Origin of the sequence: Streptomyces ochraceiscleroticus, from assembly GCF_000720485.1 — a bacterium.
Classification (GTDB): domain Bacteria; phylum Actinomycetota; class Actinomycetes; order Streptomycetales; family Streptomycetaceae; genus Streptomyces; species Streptomyces ochraceiscleroticus.
Genome location: NZ_JOAX01000023.1, coordinates 47,035 through 60,977, shown reverse-complemented (window position 1 = coordinate 60,977; position 13,943 = coordinate 47,035). Strand labels below are relative to the sequence as shown.

The window sequence follows — 13,943 nt, the reverse complement described above, 5'->3', positions numbered from 1 at the left end:
GAAGGAAGCCCCCCGCGAGGACGTGACTCGCGGGGGGCTTCCGGGCGCGCGGCGCCGTTGTGGCTGGTCGCGCAGTTCCCCGCGCCCCTGACGGGGCACGGATCAGTCGAAGCTCGGGGCCGCCGTGCGGGTGCGCTTGATTTCGTAGAAGCCCGGGATGGAGGCGACCATCAGGGTGCCGTCCCAGAGCTTGGCGGCCTCCTCGCCCTTGGGGGACGGGGTGACGACCGGGCCGAAGAAGGCGATCTGGTCGCCGTCGGCGCCGGGGACGGCGATGACCGGCGTGCCGACCTCCTGGCCGACCAGGTCGATGCCTTCCTTGTGCGAGGCGCGCAGCCGCTCGTCGTGCGCGTCGGTGTCGGCGGCGTCCGCCAGCTCGGCGGGCAGCCCCGCCTCCTCCAGCGCCGCGAGGATCGTCTCGCGGGTGCGCGGCAGGCCCTGGTTGTGGAAGCGGGTGCCGAGCGCGGTGTAGAGCGGGGCGAGCACCTCGCTGCCGTACTTCTCCTCCGCCGCGATGCAGACCCGGACCGGGGCCCACGCCTCGGTCCGCATCATTTCCTGGTACTGCTCGGGCAGGTCGTCGAGCTTGTCCTCGTTGAGCACGGCGAGGCTCATCACGTGCCAGCGGACCTCCACCGGCCGTACCTTCTCCACCTCGAGCATCCAGCGCGAGGTCAGCCAGGCCCAGGGGCACAGCGGGTCGAACCAGAAGTCTGCCGGGGTCTTGCCGGAGTCGGACATGGGTCTCTCCTAGGACGTTCGGAAGGGAAAGCCGGTAGCCGGTTCAACCGCCGCACGCCGTGCCATGATTCCCAGTGTTCGATATGCGAGACGAAGAGATCGCCACGAAGACGAACGCGAAGACGAAGGAGTCACGTCGTGCCCGGTGAGAATCTGTCCCGAGACGAGGCCCGCGAGCGGGCCCGGCTGCTGGCCGTCGACGGGTACGAGGTGGCGCTGGACCTGCGGTCAGCGGTGGCCGAGGGGGCGGCGGCCCGTACCTTCCGGTCCGTCACCACCATCCGTTTCCGCAGCTCGCAGCCGGGCGCGGACACCTTCGCCGACCTCATCGCGCCCGAGGTCACCCGGGTGACGCTGAACGGCCGCGAGCTGGACCCGGCGGCCGTCTTCGACGGCGCCCGGATCACCCTGCCGGACCTGGCGGCGGAGAACGTCCTCGTCGTGGACGCGCAGTGCGCCTACAGCCGCACCGGCGAGGGCCTGCACCGCTTCGTCGACCCCGAGGACGGCGAGGTCTACCTCTACACGCAGTACGAGCCGGCCGACGCCCGCCGGGTCTTCGCGAACTTCGAACAGCCCGATCTGAAGGCGCCGTTCGACTTCACGGTGACCACGCCCGAGGGGTGGGTGGTGCTCAGCAACGGCGCGGAGGAGGGCACCGGCGACGGCGGGGTGCACCGCTTCGCGCGTACCAAGCCCATCTCCACGTACATCACCGCCGTGGTCGCGGGCCCGTACCACTACGTCTCCGACACCTACCGGCGTACGTTCGCCGACGGCACCGAGCTGGAGGTGCCGCTCGGCGCGCTCTGCCGCAAGGGGCTGGCCCGGCACTTCGACGCCGACGACGTCTTCACCGTCACCAAGCAGGGCCTGGACTTCTTCCACGACCACTTCGACTACCCGTACCCCTTCGGGAAGTACGACCAGGCGTTCGTGCCGGAGTACAACATCGGCGCGATGGAGAACCCGGGCTGTGTCACCTTCCGCGAGGAGTTCATCTTCCGGGGGAAGGTGACACAGGCGTCGTACGAGCGCCGGGCCAACGTCATCCTGCACGAGATGGCCCACATGTGGTTCGGCGACCTGGTCACCATGGAGTGGTGGGACGACCTGTGGCTCAAGGAGTCCTTCGCGGACTTCATGGGCGCGCTGTCGCTGGTCGAGGCGACCCGCTTCACGGGCGGCTGGATCACCTTCGCCAACGGGCGCAAGGCGTGGGCGTACCGCGCCGACCAGCTCCCCTCCACGCACCCGATCACCGCCGACATCCGCGACCTGGAGGACGCCAAGCTCAACTTCGACGGGATCACGTACGCCAAGGGAGCGTCCGTGCTCAAGCAGCTCGTCGCGTACGTGGGCCGGGACGCCTTCCTGGACGGCGCGCGGCGGTACTTCAAGCGGCACGAGTACGGCAACACCACCCTGGCCGACCTGCTGACCGCGCTGGCGGAGACCTCGGGCCGCGACCTGGCCGCCTGGTCCCGCTCCTGGCTGCAGACGGCCGGTGTCAACGCGCTCACCCCGCAGGTCACCTACGACGCACAGGACCGCATCACCGAGCTGGCCGTCCTGCAGGAAGCCTCCCCCGCCCGGCCCGAGCTGCGGCCGCACCGGGTCGCGGTCGGCCTGTACCGCCGCGAGACCGTGTTCGGTAAGGGCGGTGACGGCTCGCTGGTCCGGTACGCCCGTGCCGAGCTGGACGTCTCCGGGCAGCGCACGGTCGTCGCGGAGCTGACCGGGGCCGAGCGGCCCGACCTGGTGCTGGTCAACGACGAGGACCTGACGTACTGCAAGGTCCGCTTCGACGAGCGGTCGCTGGCCACCCTGCGCGGCCACCTCGGCGAGATCGCCGACCCGATGGCGCGCGCCCTGTGCTGGTCCGCGCTGTGGGGCCTGACCCGCGACGGGCTGATGCCGGCCCGCGACTACCTCGACATCGTGCTGCGGTTCGCCGGGCGGGAATCCGACATCGGCGTGCTGCAGACCCTGCACGCCCAGGCCCGTACCGCGCTGCACCACTACGCGGCGCCCGACTGGCGCCGGCTCGGCGCGCAGCAGCTCGCCCAGGGCGCCCTGCACGAGCTGCGCGTCGCCGAGCCCGGCAGCGGCCACCAGCTCACCTGGGCCCGCTTCTTCGCCACCGTCGCCTCCACCGAGGCCGACCTGCAGTTGCTGGGCGGCCTGCTGGACGGCACCGCGAAGATCGACGGGCTGGCGGTGGACCAGGAGCTGCGCTGGGCGTTCCTGGAGCCGCTGGCCTCGCACGGCGCCGTCGACGCGCAGCGGATCGACGCCGAACTGGCCCGCGACGACACCGCGTCCGGCAAGCGCCACCACGTCCGCTGCCTGGCCGCCCGCCCCGCCGCCGAGGTCAAGGCGCGTGCCTGGGCGGACGTGGTGGAGTCCGACGCGCTCTCCAACGCCCTGGTGGAGGCCACGATTTCGGGCTTCGACCAGGCCGGGCAGCGCGATTTGCTGGCTCCGTACGCGCCGAAGTACTTCGACGCGATCGGGCGGGTGTGGAACGAGCGGTCGATCGAGATCGGGATGGCCGTGGTCCGCGGTCTCTTCCCGGCGCTGCAGAGCAGCCAGGAGACGCTGGACGCCGCCGACGCCTGGCTCATCGGGCACGCGGACGCGCCGCCCGCGCTGCGCCGGCTGGTGTCGGAGGCGCGGGACGATCTCGCGCGGGCACTGCGGGCACAGGCTTGTGACGCAAAGATCGGCGCGAAGCCGTAACCCTCGGTAGGACCAGCACTTATCGGCCGTCGAACGCCCGTACTTTAGGCCGTGGTTGTGCGGAAACGTCGACGGAACGGTAACAGCGGTTAGGGGGCGGCGCGGGCGCGGGAATGGCGGGGGCATGAACCACAACACCCCGCTCTCGCCCCGCCCGCTCCACCACCTCGCCGACGTACGGCACCGCGTCCTGACCGCCCGGCAGTTGCGCGAGCACGGCATCGCGCCGTCCGATCTCGCCGAGCGCTGCCGGCCCGGCGGCCCCTGGCAGCAGATCCTGCCGGGCGTCCACCTGCTCCATCCCGGCCCGCCCACCAGCGAGGAGCGGCTGCACGCCGTCCTGCTGTACGCGGCCCGGCGCACGCCGGCGGCCGCCACCGGCCCGGACGGCGAACCGGCCGTGCCGGCCCAGGGCGACGGCGCCGACCGCTACGAACCCGAGGCGATGATCACCGGGCTGGCGGCGCTCGCCCTGCACCGCTTCTCCTCCGCTCCCCCGCTGCTCTCCCTGGACCGCATCGAGGTGCTCGTGCCGCGCTCGCGGCGGCTGCGCTCGGCGGGCTTCGCGCAGGTCGTACGGGCCCAGACTCCGCCGCCCGCGGTCGAGGTCACCGGAGTGCCGGTCGCCCCGGTCCCCAGAGCGCTGGCCGACGCGGTGGCCCGGCTGACCGGCCCGCAGACCACCAGGGCCGGGCTGGGGGAAGCGGAGATGACGGCGCTGGAGGCGGTCGGCGGGCCGACGGCGATCCGGCGGCTGCTGTCCGAGGCGGTGCGCGGCGGGCACTGCGACCCGACGGCCGTGGTGCGCGAGCTGAGCCGGGCGCGGCTGCTGGGCAGGCCGCAGGTGATGGACGCGGTGGACGGCCTGCTGGCGGAGGGCCGGGCGCTGGCCGAGGGGCTGCTGTACGCGCTGGTGCGCGAGTACCGGCTGCCGGATCCGGTGTGGAACGTGGACCTGCGGCTGCCGGGCGGCCCGTACCTCGGCGGCGTGGACGCGTTCTGGCCGGTACAGGCGGTCGCGCTGACGATCGACGCGCGGTCCCCCAAGTACGCCGACCAGACGCTGTGGCCGGAGCACACCCGCACCCGGGAGCGGCTGGAGCGGCTGGGCATCACGGTCGTGCAGGTGACGCCGAAGAAGCTGCGCGAGGCGCCCGAGCAGCAGGCGGTGGTGGTGCGGACCGCGCTGATGGCGGCGGCGGACCGGGAGCCGAGCGCGTATGTGGCGGTGCTGCCGAAGTAAGCGCAACGCGAAAGGGGCGGGCCACCGGGGCCCGCCCCCGCGGGCGCGAGGTCAGCCGCAGAACTCCGCCTCGACGACCGGCTCGCTGTCGCCGGTCCAGTCCGCGTTGGAGTTGAACGCCGCGGTGTGCCGGCCGTCCCTCGTGCTGACGGCCTCCGAGGACGAGCCGTGGATGCCGCCGCCGTGGCCGTACAGCCGGACCCCGCAGGACAGCTTCTGGGTCATCAGGCCCAGCCCGTACCGGATGCCGGGCGCCTCCGCGCCGACCGGGACGGTGGTCAGCATCTCCTTCAACTGCCGCTGCGGGAACAGCTTTCCGCGCAGCACCGCCGCGTAGAAGCGGTTGAGGTCCCCGGCCGTGGAGATCATCTCGCCGGCCGGTCCGGCGAGCGAGGGATTGAGCTCGGTCGCGTCGTACACCTCGGTCCCCGGCTTCTCCACCAGCAGCTTGGAGTACGCGATGCCGTGCGGTCCGGGGATGCGGTGGTCGGTGCCGGGCACGACGGTGTGGCGCAGGCCGAGCGGATTCAGGACGCGCCGCCGGACCTCGGTGGCGTACGGCTTCCCGGTGGCCTTCTCGATGACCATGCCGGCGAGCAGGTAGTTGGTGTTGGAGTAGCTCCAGGACGTGCCCGGCTCGAAGGTGGGTTTGCCGTTCATGGCCAGGCGGACGAGCTGCCGGGGAGTCCAGGTGTCGTCACGGTGCTTCAGGAAGCCCGGCCCGGTCACCTTGTCGCGAAACTCCTTCTCCTCGAAGATCTCGCGGATGCCGCTGGTGTGGTTGAGCAGCTGCCGCAGCGTGATGCGGCTGCCGTCGTGGCCGTGGCCTTGCACGACTCCCGGCAGCCACTCCTCGACCGTGTCGTCCAGGTCGAGCCGGCCCTCCGCCTCCAGTTGGAGCAGGACCGTGGCCACGAAGGTCTTGGTGATGCTGCCGACGCGGAAGGCGTCACCGGCGCCGCGCGGTTCGCCGGTGTCGAGGTTGCCGACACCGGCGGTGGCCCGCCAGACCCGGCGTCCCTCCGTGACCTGGCCGATCATGCCGGGGACGCCCTTGGCGACCTGGGCCTCCATGGCCGCCTTGGTGCCCGCGTGGCCGTCGGGGCCCGGTCCGGCGGCGGTGGCCGCGGGCGCGGTGAGCAGTGCCGTTCCTGCGAGGGCGGCGGCCAGGGCCCCCGCCAGTGCGATCCGTGCTCTCATGTCGTTTCTCCCTCCTGCGGCGCCGGTGGCGCCGGCTGCCGACTGCGGTCGGGGAGGGGGACCCGGCGGCCGGGCCCGGGGTTGAGGCGCGGTCCGGGGTTGAGCGTCAATCAGCCACGTTTCACCAGGAGTTCGGTGTTGCGGTCGCCCGGCTCGCCTGCCAGATCCGTACGGCCCTGCGGCTGATTGGCGGACAGCTCGCGGTAGAGCGAGGCCAGGCCGGTCTGCGAGAGGTCGTGGAAGTCCGTCCGGTGCGGGGCAGCGGACTCCACGAGCGTGGTGAAGAGCGACAGCGTCCCGTCGTGGTTGTCCACCACCTCGATGATCCGCGCGAGCTGCGGGAAGTCGATGTGGGAGGCGGTGGAGACCTCCCAGAAGCCGTCGTGCGCGGTGATGTCGTTCTTGTGGCTGTGGCCGTTGATCCAGGCCAGCACGTTGCGGTGGCCGGACAGCAGCCGTACCAGCTCCTCGCCCCCGTGGCGGCCCTCGTCGGGCCGGGCCGGGTCCGGGCGGGTGTTGTCCATGGTCTTGCTGGTGTGGTGGCTGAAGACCAGGACGTAGGAGTCCTTGTGCTCCTTCAACTGCCGCTCCAGCCAGCGGAGCTGGGCGGTGCCGACCGAGCCGGTGTAGTGGCCGCCGGGGTCGGTGGTGTCCAGGCTGATGCCGATCACGTCGTCGGAGACCTGGAAGGTGTAGTACAGCCGGTCGTCGTGGACGTTGGCCTCGGTGAAGCCGTGGCCGTGCGGGCCCGCACCGGTGTAGGCGGGGTCGAGGTGGGCGCGGACGTACTCGGCGCGGGTGAAGGGCGCCCGCCGCGGGTCCGGCGTCACCTGCCGGGTGTGCCGGCGGTTGGCCCGCATCAGCGCCTTGAAGTCGGCGCCGGTGGGGTCCAGGCCCTTCTTCACTGCCGTCCAGACCTGCTTCGCCTGGTCCGCCGGGAGGGTCTCCAGCTTGCGGCCGCCGGTCGCGACCTCCGTCCAGTACGAGTCGCCGGGCGCGTAACAGCCGCCGGGGAGCTGGTCGTGGTTGCCGACCGTGGTGTACCAGGGGATGTCCAGCCCGGGGCTGTGCACGGTGCGGAGCGCGGCGTCGAGGAAGCCGGGCAGCCGCGGGAAGCCGAGCTGCTTGTCGGCGTCCCGCAGGTCGCTGTCCGGCTGCCAGTACAGCTTCAGGCCGCTGGCCTGCACGCCTTCGTAGTGCCGCGGGTCGCCGGTGTTGGGGATGATGCGGCCGCCGCTCATCGCACTGAGGAACCACTCCAGTTCGATCTTGGAGTTGTTGTCGGTGTTGTCGCCGGTCGTCATCACGAAGCCGAGCGGGGAGCCGGTGGCCGGGCCGCCCTTGAGCGCGTTGACCCGCTCGATGAGCGAGACCATGCCGGCCACCGACAGCGCCTCCTGCGGGCGCCAGGCACTCGCGGTCTGCGCACGCAGGTACTCGTACCGCAGCGGGCTCTGCACGTCGACCAGGTGCAGGTCGGTGAATTGTGCGAAGGACGCGAGGGTGGTGCGCCGCTCGTCCCGGCCGGAGCGGGCGGCGGCCAGCTCGGTACGGACGACGCGGGACCAGGCGGGGCCGTCGCCGAGGCGGCGGTAGCCGGTGGTGCCGCGCGGGGCGGCGACGGAGTCGAGGGTGGTGCCGCGGCGGAAGGGCACGGGCGGCACGGCGGGCGCGGCGACCGGGTCCGGCGCGAAGGGCGGGGGCCCGGCCTGGGCCGGCACGGCGGTGGCCGTCCGGCCGCTCAGCCCGAGGGTCAGCCCGGCCCCGGCGGCGGCGCCGGCCACTCCGGTGGCGGCGAGGAAGGTACGGCGGTCGAGGGCGGCGGCGGCGGACCGAGTGCGGGACATGCGCGAACTCCCCGAGTACGAACGCGGTGGTGGCGGGGCGGGCCGGCCGCCCCCTCACCAGGGATGTTTCGCACCGGGGGTGGACTGTGCGTGAACATGACCACAACGCGCGCCGCCGATCTCTGCACAGGGATCACCCGGGCGGCCGGCGTGAGGTGCCGGTCACCGGACGCTCGGGGAGCCGGCGCCCGCGCTTCATGTGACGTTCACGTCATGGGGTAGCGGGGAGACCTCGGGCGTACGCAGGAGGCGCGGGTCACCACCAGTACAGCGGATAGCGGCGGCCGGTCAGGCGGTGCAGGCACAGGCCCACCGTGGTCAGGATCACGGTGGCCGCCACCAGCAGGGGCAGGAACGGCAGCGGATCCGGCCCCTGGAAGCCGACGATCACGGACGTGGCGACGCCGGGCGAGTGCGGCGCGCGGGCCAGGGACGTCGCGCCGAAGGCCAGCGCGCCGGCCGCGGCCGCGCTCCAGACGCCGGGCCCCGCGACGGCCACCACGGCGAAGCCGGCCGCGGCCCCCAGCAGATGGCCGCCGATGACGCTGCGCGGCTGCGCGAGCGGCAGCGCCGGGGCGCCGGCGATCAGCGCGGCGCTGGCCGCGAGCGGCGGGATGAGCACGGGGTGCCGGATGAGCACCCCGGTCCCGGCCAGGAGCAGCAGCGCGAGCGCGATGGCCGTGGTGGCGGCCAGCAGGACGAGGGGGCGGGGGCGCGGCGGGGCGGCGGAGCGCAGGGCGCGTACGGGTCCGGTGGCGTCGGGGAGGGCGGGGGCGGCGATCTCCGGGGCGTCGGCGGTCGGGGCAGGGGCGGTCACAGGAGCGGGGCCTCTCTGGGGACGGATACGCCCCGTTCGGTACCGGAATGTACGGTCTTCGCGCCGGCACCTCGTTGTGGCCTTCGCACTGTCCTTCGCGTAGGAGATTATGGGAGGTCAGCAGCGACTCAGAAGTCACTTGTCCGCATGGCAAGATTCGTTTTCCGCTCCACTCCCTGAAACGGATTGGACAAGGCGACGGGTGTCACACGCATGATGGACGGACTTCTGAGCAGGGTTTCCAGTCGGAAATCGTCGCCAGTTCCCTAGAAGGAGTGCCATGAGGATCGGAATCGTCGGAGCCACCGGCCAGGTCGGCGGTGTGATGCGAGGGATTCTCGCCGAGCGGAACTTCCCCGTGGAGCAGCTTCGGCTGTTCGCCTCGGCGCGGTCCGCCGGACGCACGATCCCGTGGCAGGACACCGAGATCACGGTCGAGGACGCGGCGACGGCCGACTACTCGGGCCTGGACATCGTCCTCTTCTCCGCGGGCGGCGCGACCGCCAAGGAGCTGGCGCCCAAGGTCGCCGCGGCCGGCCCGGTCGTGATCGACAACTCCTCCGCCTTCCGCCGCGACCCCGAGGTCCCCCTCGTGGTCTCCGAGGTGAACCCGCACGCGGCCGCGGACCGCCCCAAGGGCATCATCGCCAACCCGAACTGCACGACGATGGCCGCGATGCCGGTGCTGCGCCCGCTGCACGACGAGGCGGGGCTGACCGCCCTCGTCGTCGCCACCTACCAGGCGGTCTCCGGCTCCGGCCTGGCCGGCGTGGCCGAGCTGGACCAGCAGGCCCGCAAGGCCATCGAGCAGGACGCGACGAAGCTCACGCACGACGGCTCGTCGGTGGAGTTCCCCGAGCCGGACAAGTACGTCCGCCCCATCGCCTTCAACGTGCTGCCGATGGCGGGCTCGATCGTGGACGACGGCCTCAACGAGACCGACGAGGAGCAGAAGCTCCGCAACGAGAGCCGCAAGATCCTGGAGATCCCCGAGCTGAAGGTCTCCGGCACCTGCGTGCGCGTCCCGGTCTTCTCCGGTCACTCCCTCCAGGTCAACGCGCGCTTCGAGCGCCCGATCAGCCCCGAGCGGGCGACCGAGCTGCTGGCGGGCGCGCCGGGCGTGGCCCTCTCCGACGTGCCCACCCCGCTGGAGGCCGCCGGCCAGGACCCGTCCTACGTCGGCCGCATCCGCAAGGACGAGACGGTCGAGCACGGCCTCGCGCTCTTCCTCTCCAACGACAACCTCCGCAAGGGCGCGGCGCTCAACGCCGTCCAGATCGCGGAGCTGGTCGCCGCCGAGCTCAAGGGCTGACGCCTCCCTGACGCCGGCGCGGGGCCCGTACGGACACGATCCGTACGGGCCCCGCGCCGTTCCGGCGTCTCCGGCTACGGCCTGCGCACCTCGAACTGGAAGCACCCGTACTCCACGGCCCGTACCTGCACCAGCGCGGTCTCCGGGTCGTCGAACGCCTCCGCCAGCGCCTGGTCAAAGGCCGCGTCGGCATCCTGCGGAAGCTCTAGCAGCTCGCCCCCGGCGATGTGCCCGGCCGCGGTGTACCGCCGCAGGACCCGCAGCGCTCCGGGCCGCGCGAACGGATAGCCCACGGCGTCGCGGTCCGGTCCCGCGCACTCCTCGGCGTGCACGAAGACCGGCCCCTGCTCGTCGTACGCACCGGGCTCCGCCCCCGTGGCGGCCGCCCACCGCCGCAGCGGCGCGTACGACACGAGCGCGACCCGCTCCCCGGCCCGCACGCCCCGCAGGCAGCACCGCAACGGACTCCCGACACACGCCACCGGCACCCCGTCCTCCGACGCGGTGAACGCCCGCATCACCTGCCCGGCGTCATCGGCAGCACGCAATTCCTCGAGCACGATCGCGTCAATGGGACGCGGCGAATACCTGGTCATACACCCAGCCTGGGCGCCCGGGGGACGAACTTCCGGCGGGAATCGGACCTGGCGTTACGCCGCTCCACGGCCCGCGCTCAGGCCACCTTGACCGAGGTGTCCCCACGCCGGACGATCACCGACACCTCGGCCCCCAGGGCCGCCGCGTATGCCCGCAGTACCTCCAGGCTGTCGACCTGGCCGTGCTCGATCTGAGAAATCCGCGCCTGGGTGACACCGAGCGCCTCCGCCACGCCGTTCTGTGTCATTCCCGCCTCGCGCCGGAGCTCCGCCAGCTCGTGGCCGCGAATACGGGCCTCGTTCTCGGCCCGGATCCGGGCACGCGCCTGCTCCGCCTCTTCGGAAGCCATGCGGGGGAACCGCTCAAACGCCTCAGCGCGCACCTCGCGCCACGAACGCGCCCTCATCCGTCGCCCTCCTGCTTCAAGCTGTCCACGTACTGTCCGTAACCGATCCGCCACTGGGTAGCCGGGCGCAGCTCCTTGAGGTCGTGCAGCACGCTGCCGTGGATCCGGTCGGCCATCGGGCGACCGAGCGTCGGTCCCTCGGCAGCAAGTTGGTCGAGTGCGTCCGTGACCCGGTCTGCCGAATCCGGATCATGGCGGCATAGCTGGAGAAACCAGTCTTCGACCTGCTCCAGCAAGACGATGTCCCACATGCCGCGAACATAAGAACAACCTTATCGCCCGCGGGGGCTTTCCGCCCCGTATCACCCGACAGTGCGACGCCCTCGCTGCGATCGTTGACGCGCCGCCACGGCGACTCCCGTAAATACCGGTCGCCGCGGGCCCCCGCCCCCGTGGAAGGATGGCGGGAACGTCGCATGCAACGCCGTATACCGGAGGAGATGACCGCGTGCCTGGCACGAATCTGACCCGCGAAGAGGCGCAGGAGCGGGCGCGCCTGCTGACCGTCGACGCGTACGAGATCGATCTGGATCTGAGCGGCGCGCAGGAGGGGGGCGTTTTCCGGTCCGTGACCACGGTGCGTTTTGACGTGGCCGAGGACGGTGCGGATTCGTTCATCGATCTGGTGGCGCCGGCCGTGCACGAAGTGGTGCTCAACGGCGCGCCGCTGAACGCCGCCGAGGTGTTCCAGGACTCGCGGATCGCGCTGACCGGACTGCGGTCCGGGCGCAATGAGCTGAAGGTCGTGGCGGACTGCGCCTACACCAATACGGGCGAGGGACTGCACCGCTTCGTCGACCCGGTGGACCAGCAGGCTTATCTGTACACGCAGTTCGAGGTGCCGGACGCACGGCGGGTATTCGCCTCCTTCGAGCAGCCGGACCTCAAGGGCACGTTCCAGTTCACGGTGAAGGCGCCCGAGGGCTGGACCGTGGTGTCCAATTCCCCGACGCCGGAGCCCAAGGACAATGTGTGGTCCTTCGAACCGACGCCGCGGATCTCCAGCTACATCACCGCGCTGATCGTGGGCCCGTACCACGCCGTGCACAGCAGCTACGAGAAGGACGGGAAGCGGGTGCCGCTGGGCATTTACTGCCGGCCCTCGCTCGCCGAATTCCTGGACGCGGAGGAGATTTTCGCGGTCACCCGGCAGGGATTCGACTGGTTCCAGGAGAAGTTCGACTACGAGTACCCGTTCGCCAAGTACGACCAGCTCTTCGTGCCGGAGTTCAACGCGGGCGCGATGGAGAACGCGGGCGCGGTCACCATTCGCGACCAGTACGTGTTCCGCTCGAAGGTGACGGACGCGGCGTACGAAGTGCGCGCGGAGACCATTCTCCACGAGCTCGCGCACATGTGGTTCGGCGACCTGGTCACCATGGAGTGGTGGAACGACCTGTGGCTGAACGAGTCGTTCGCGACGTACACCTCCATCGCCTGCCAGGCGTACGCGCCGGGGAGCAAGTGGCCGCATTCCTGGACCACGTTCGCGAATTCCATGAAGACGTGGGCGTACCGGCAGGACCAGCTTCCCAGCACCCACCCGATCATGGCCGAGATCCGCGATCTGGATGACGTGCTGGTCAATTTCGACGGCATTACGTACGCCAAGGGCGCGAGCGTGCTCAAGCAGCTCGTGGCCTATGTCGGGATGGACGAGTTCTTCCGCGGCGTGCAGCAGTACTTCAAGGCGCACGCCTACGGGAACACCCGGCTCTCCGACCTGCTCGGCGCGCTGGAGGAGACCTCGGGCCGGGACCTGAAGACCTGGTCGAAGAAGTGGCTGCAGACGGCCGGCATCAACATCCTCCGCCCGGAGGTCGAGACGGACGCGGCGGGCAACGTCACCTCCCTCGTCATCCGCCAGGAGGCCCCCGCGCTCCCCGAGGGCGCGACGGGCGAGCCGGTCCTGCGCCCGCACCGCATCGCGGTCGGCTGCTACGACCTGAAGGACGGCAAGCTCGTCCGCTCCGACCGCATCGAGCTGGACGTGGACGGCGAGCGCACCGAAGTGCCGTTCCCGGCGAACACCCCGCGCCCGGCGGTCATCCTGCTCAACGAGGACGACCTGTCGTACGCCAAGGTCCGCCTCGACGAGGAGTCCCTGAAGACCGTCACCACGCACCTCGGCGACTTCTCCGAGTCGCTGCCGCGCGCGCTGTGCTGGGCCTCGGCCTGGGACATGACCCGGGACGGCGAGCTGGCCACCCGCGACTACCTGGAGCTGGTGCTCTCCGGCATCGGCAAGGAGTCCGACATCGGCGTCGTGCAGTCGCTGCACCGCCAGGTGAAGCTGGCGCTGGAGCTGTACGCCGCGCCGGAGTGGCGCGAGACGGGCCTCGCCAAGTGGACCGACGCCTGCCTCAAGCAGCTCCGCGCCGCCGAGTCCGGCAGCGACCACCAGCTCGCGTGGGCCCGCGCGTTCGCCGCGACGGCCCGTACGACCGCGCAGCTCGACCTCCTGCAGAACCTCCTCGACGGCACGGAGGAGATCACCGGTCTCGCCGTCGACACCGAGCTGCGCTGGGCGCTGCTGCAGCGGCTGGCCGCCACCGGCCGCGCGGACGAGAAGGCGATCGAGGCGGAGCTGGAGCGGGACCGGACCTCGGCGGGCGAGCGGTACGCCGCGACCGCCCGCGCGGCCCGCCCGACGGCCGAGGCCAAGGCCGAGGCGTGGGCGTCGGTCGTGGCGTCGGACAAGCTCCCGAACGCGGTGCAGGAGGCCGTCATCGGCGGCTTCGTCCAGACCGACCAGCGCGAGCTGCTGGCGCCGTACACCGCGCAGTACTTCGACGCGCTGAAGAGCGTGTGGGACGCGCGCAGCCACGAGATGGCGCAGCAGATCGCCGTCGGGCTCTACCCGTCGCTGCAGGTCTCGCAGGAGACGCTGGACGCGACGGACGCCTGGCTGGCCTCGGCGGAGCCGAGCGCGGCGCTGCGCCGCCTGGTGACGGAGTCCCGCGCGGGCGTGGAACGGGCGCTGAAGGCGCAGGCGGCGGATGCCGCTGCCGCCTGACGGCGGCGCTGAGCCGACGTAG

At 71.7% G+C, this 13,943-nt stretch carries 11 protein-coding genes; 4 read left to right on the top strand and 7 right to left on the bottom strand.

The window, feature by feature from the left end:
• Window positions 1-102 precede the first annotated feature (102 nt).
• On the bottom strand, window positions 103-741 hold the full coding sequence (locus tag IG84_RS0126260) for a mycothiol-dependent nitroreductase Rv2466c family protein (RefSeq protein WP_031062187.1): 639 nt from the start codon (window positions 739-741) through the stop codon (window positions 103-105).
• Window positions 742-879: 138 nt separating this feature from the next.
• Between IG84_RS0126260 and pepN (IG84_RS0126255) the strand changes: the two genes are divergently transcribed.
• Window positions 880-3,483 (top strand): aminopeptidase N, encoded by a 2,604-nt coding sequence (pepN, locus tag IG84_RS0126255; RefSeq protein ID WP_031062185.1) that lies wholly within the window; start codon window positions 880-882, stop codon window positions 3,481-3,483.
• A gap of 124 nt (window positions 3,484-3,607) precedes the next feature.
• Window positions 3,608-4,726, top strand: coding sequence for a hypothetical protein (locus IG84_RS0126250; RefSeq protein ID WP_031062182.1), 1,119 nt, complete (start codon window positions 3,608-3,610; stop codon window positions 4,724-4,726).
• A gap of 51 nt (window positions 4,727-4,777) precedes the next feature.
• Here IG84_RS0126250 and IG84_RS0126245 read toward each other — a convergent pair whose 3' ends face one another.
• The 3 genes from IG84_RS0126245 to IG84_RS0126235 form a co-directional block, all read right to left on the bottom strand.
• Window positions 4,778-5,926, bottom strand: coding sequence for a serine hydrolase domain-containing protein (locus IG84_RS0126245; protein WP_031062180.1), 1,149 nt, complete (start codon window positions 5,924-5,926; stop codon window positions 4,778-4,780).
• 110 nt (window positions 5,927-6,036) lie between these two features.
• Window positions 6,037-7,773: a TIGR03767 family metallophosphoesterase gene (locus IG84_RS0126240; protein ID WP_031062178.1), complete on the bottom strand. Its 1,737-nt coding sequence runs from the start codon at window positions 7,771-7,773 to the stop codon at window positions 6,037-6,039.
• 256 nt (window positions 7,774-8,029) lie between these two features.
• Entirely contained in the window at window positions 8,030-8,590 is a 561-nt protein-coding gene (locus IG84_RS0126235) for an HPP family protein (protein ID WP_031062176.1), read from the bottom strand.
• 280 nt (window positions 8,591-8,870) lie between these two features.
• Between IG84_RS0126235 and IG84_RS0126230 the strand changes: the two genes are divergently transcribed.
• Window positions 8,871-9,902 carry an aspartate-semialdehyde dehydrogenase gene (locus IG84_RS0126230; RefSeq protein WP_031062174.1) on the top strand — a complete coding sequence of 344 codons (1,032 nt, stop codon included), beginning with the start codon at window positions 8,871-8,873 and terminating at the stop codon, window positions 9,900-9,902.
• 74 nt (window positions 9,903-9,976) lie between these two features.
• Here the strand turns inward: IG84_RS0126230 and IG84_RS0126225 are convergent, their stop codons facing one another.
• The 3 genes from IG84_RS0126225 to IG84_RS0126215 all read right to left on the bottom strand — a co-directional run bounded on the left by IG84_RS0126225 (window position 9,977) and on the right by IG84_RS0126215 (window position 11,156).
• Window positions 9,977-10,498 (bottom strand): DUF1203 domain-containing protein, encoded by a 522-nt coding sequence (locus tag IG84_RS0126225; protein WP_031062172.1) that lies wholly within the window; start codon window positions 10,496-10,498, stop codon window positions 9,977-9,979.
• Window positions 10,499-10,575: 77 nt separating this feature from the next.
• Window positions 10,576-10,848: a helix-turn-helix domain-containing protein gene (locus tag IG84_RS0126220; RefSeq protein WP_245659617.1), complete on the bottom strand. Its 273-nt coding sequence runs from the start codon at window positions 10,846-10,848 to the stop codon at window positions 10,576-10,578.
• Window positions 10,849-10,901: 53 nt separating this feature from the next.
• Window positions 10,902-11,156 carry a type II toxin-antitoxin system RelE/ParE family toxin gene (locus IG84_RS0126215; RefSeq protein WP_107053964.1) on the bottom strand — a complete coding sequence of 85 codons (255 nt, stop codon included), beginning with the start codon at window positions 11,154-11,156 and terminating at the stop codon, window positions 10,902-10,904.
• Window positions 11,157-11,353: 197 nt separating this feature from the next.
• Here IG84_RS0126215 and pepN (IG84_RS0126210) point away from each other — a divergent pair, with 197 nt between their 5' ends.
• Complete coding sequence (gene pepN, locus IG84_RS0126210; RefSeq protein WP_031062166.1) at window positions 11,354-13,921, top strand: aminopeptidase N; 2,568 nt, start codon at window positions 11,354-11,356, stop codon at window positions 13,919-13,921.
• Window positions 13,922-13,943 lie beyond the last annotated feature (22 nt).

Bases quoted from the DNA above. Each gene is read 5' to 3' on its own strand.
- IG84_RS0126260 (WP_031062187.1), bottom strand. From the start codon at position 741: ATGTCCGACTCCGGCAAGACCCCGGCAGACTTCTGGTTCGACCCGCTG.
- IG84_RS0126250 (WP_031062182.1), top strand. From the start codon at position 3,608: ATGAACCACAACACCCCGCTCTCGCCCCGCCCGCTCCACCACCTCGCC.
- IG84_RS0126245 (WP_031062180.1), bottom strand. From the start codon at position 5,926: ATGAGAGCACGGATCGCACTGGCGGGGGCCCTGGCCGCCGCCCTCGCA.
- IG84_RS0126240 (WP_031062178.1), bottom strand. From the start codon at position 7,773: ATGTCCCGCACTCGGTCCGCCGCCGCCGCCCTCGACCGCCGTACCTTC.
- IG84_RS0126230 (WP_031062174.1), top strand. From the start codon at position 8,871: ATGAGGATCGGAATCGTCGGAGCCACCGGCCAGGTCGGCGGTGTGATG.
- IG84_RS0126225 (WP_031062172.1), bottom strand. From the start codon at position 10,498: ATGACCAGGTATTCGCCGCGTCCCATTGACGCGATCGTGCTCGAGGAA.
- IG84_RS0126220 (WP_245659617.1), bottom strand. From the start codon at position 10,848: ATGGCTTCCGAAGAGGCGGAGCAGGCGCGTGCCCGGATCCGGGCCGAG.
- IG84_RS0126215 (WP_107053964.1), bottom strand. From the start codon at position 11,156: ATGTGGGACATCGTCTTGCTGGAGCAGGTCGAAGACTGGTTTCTCCAG.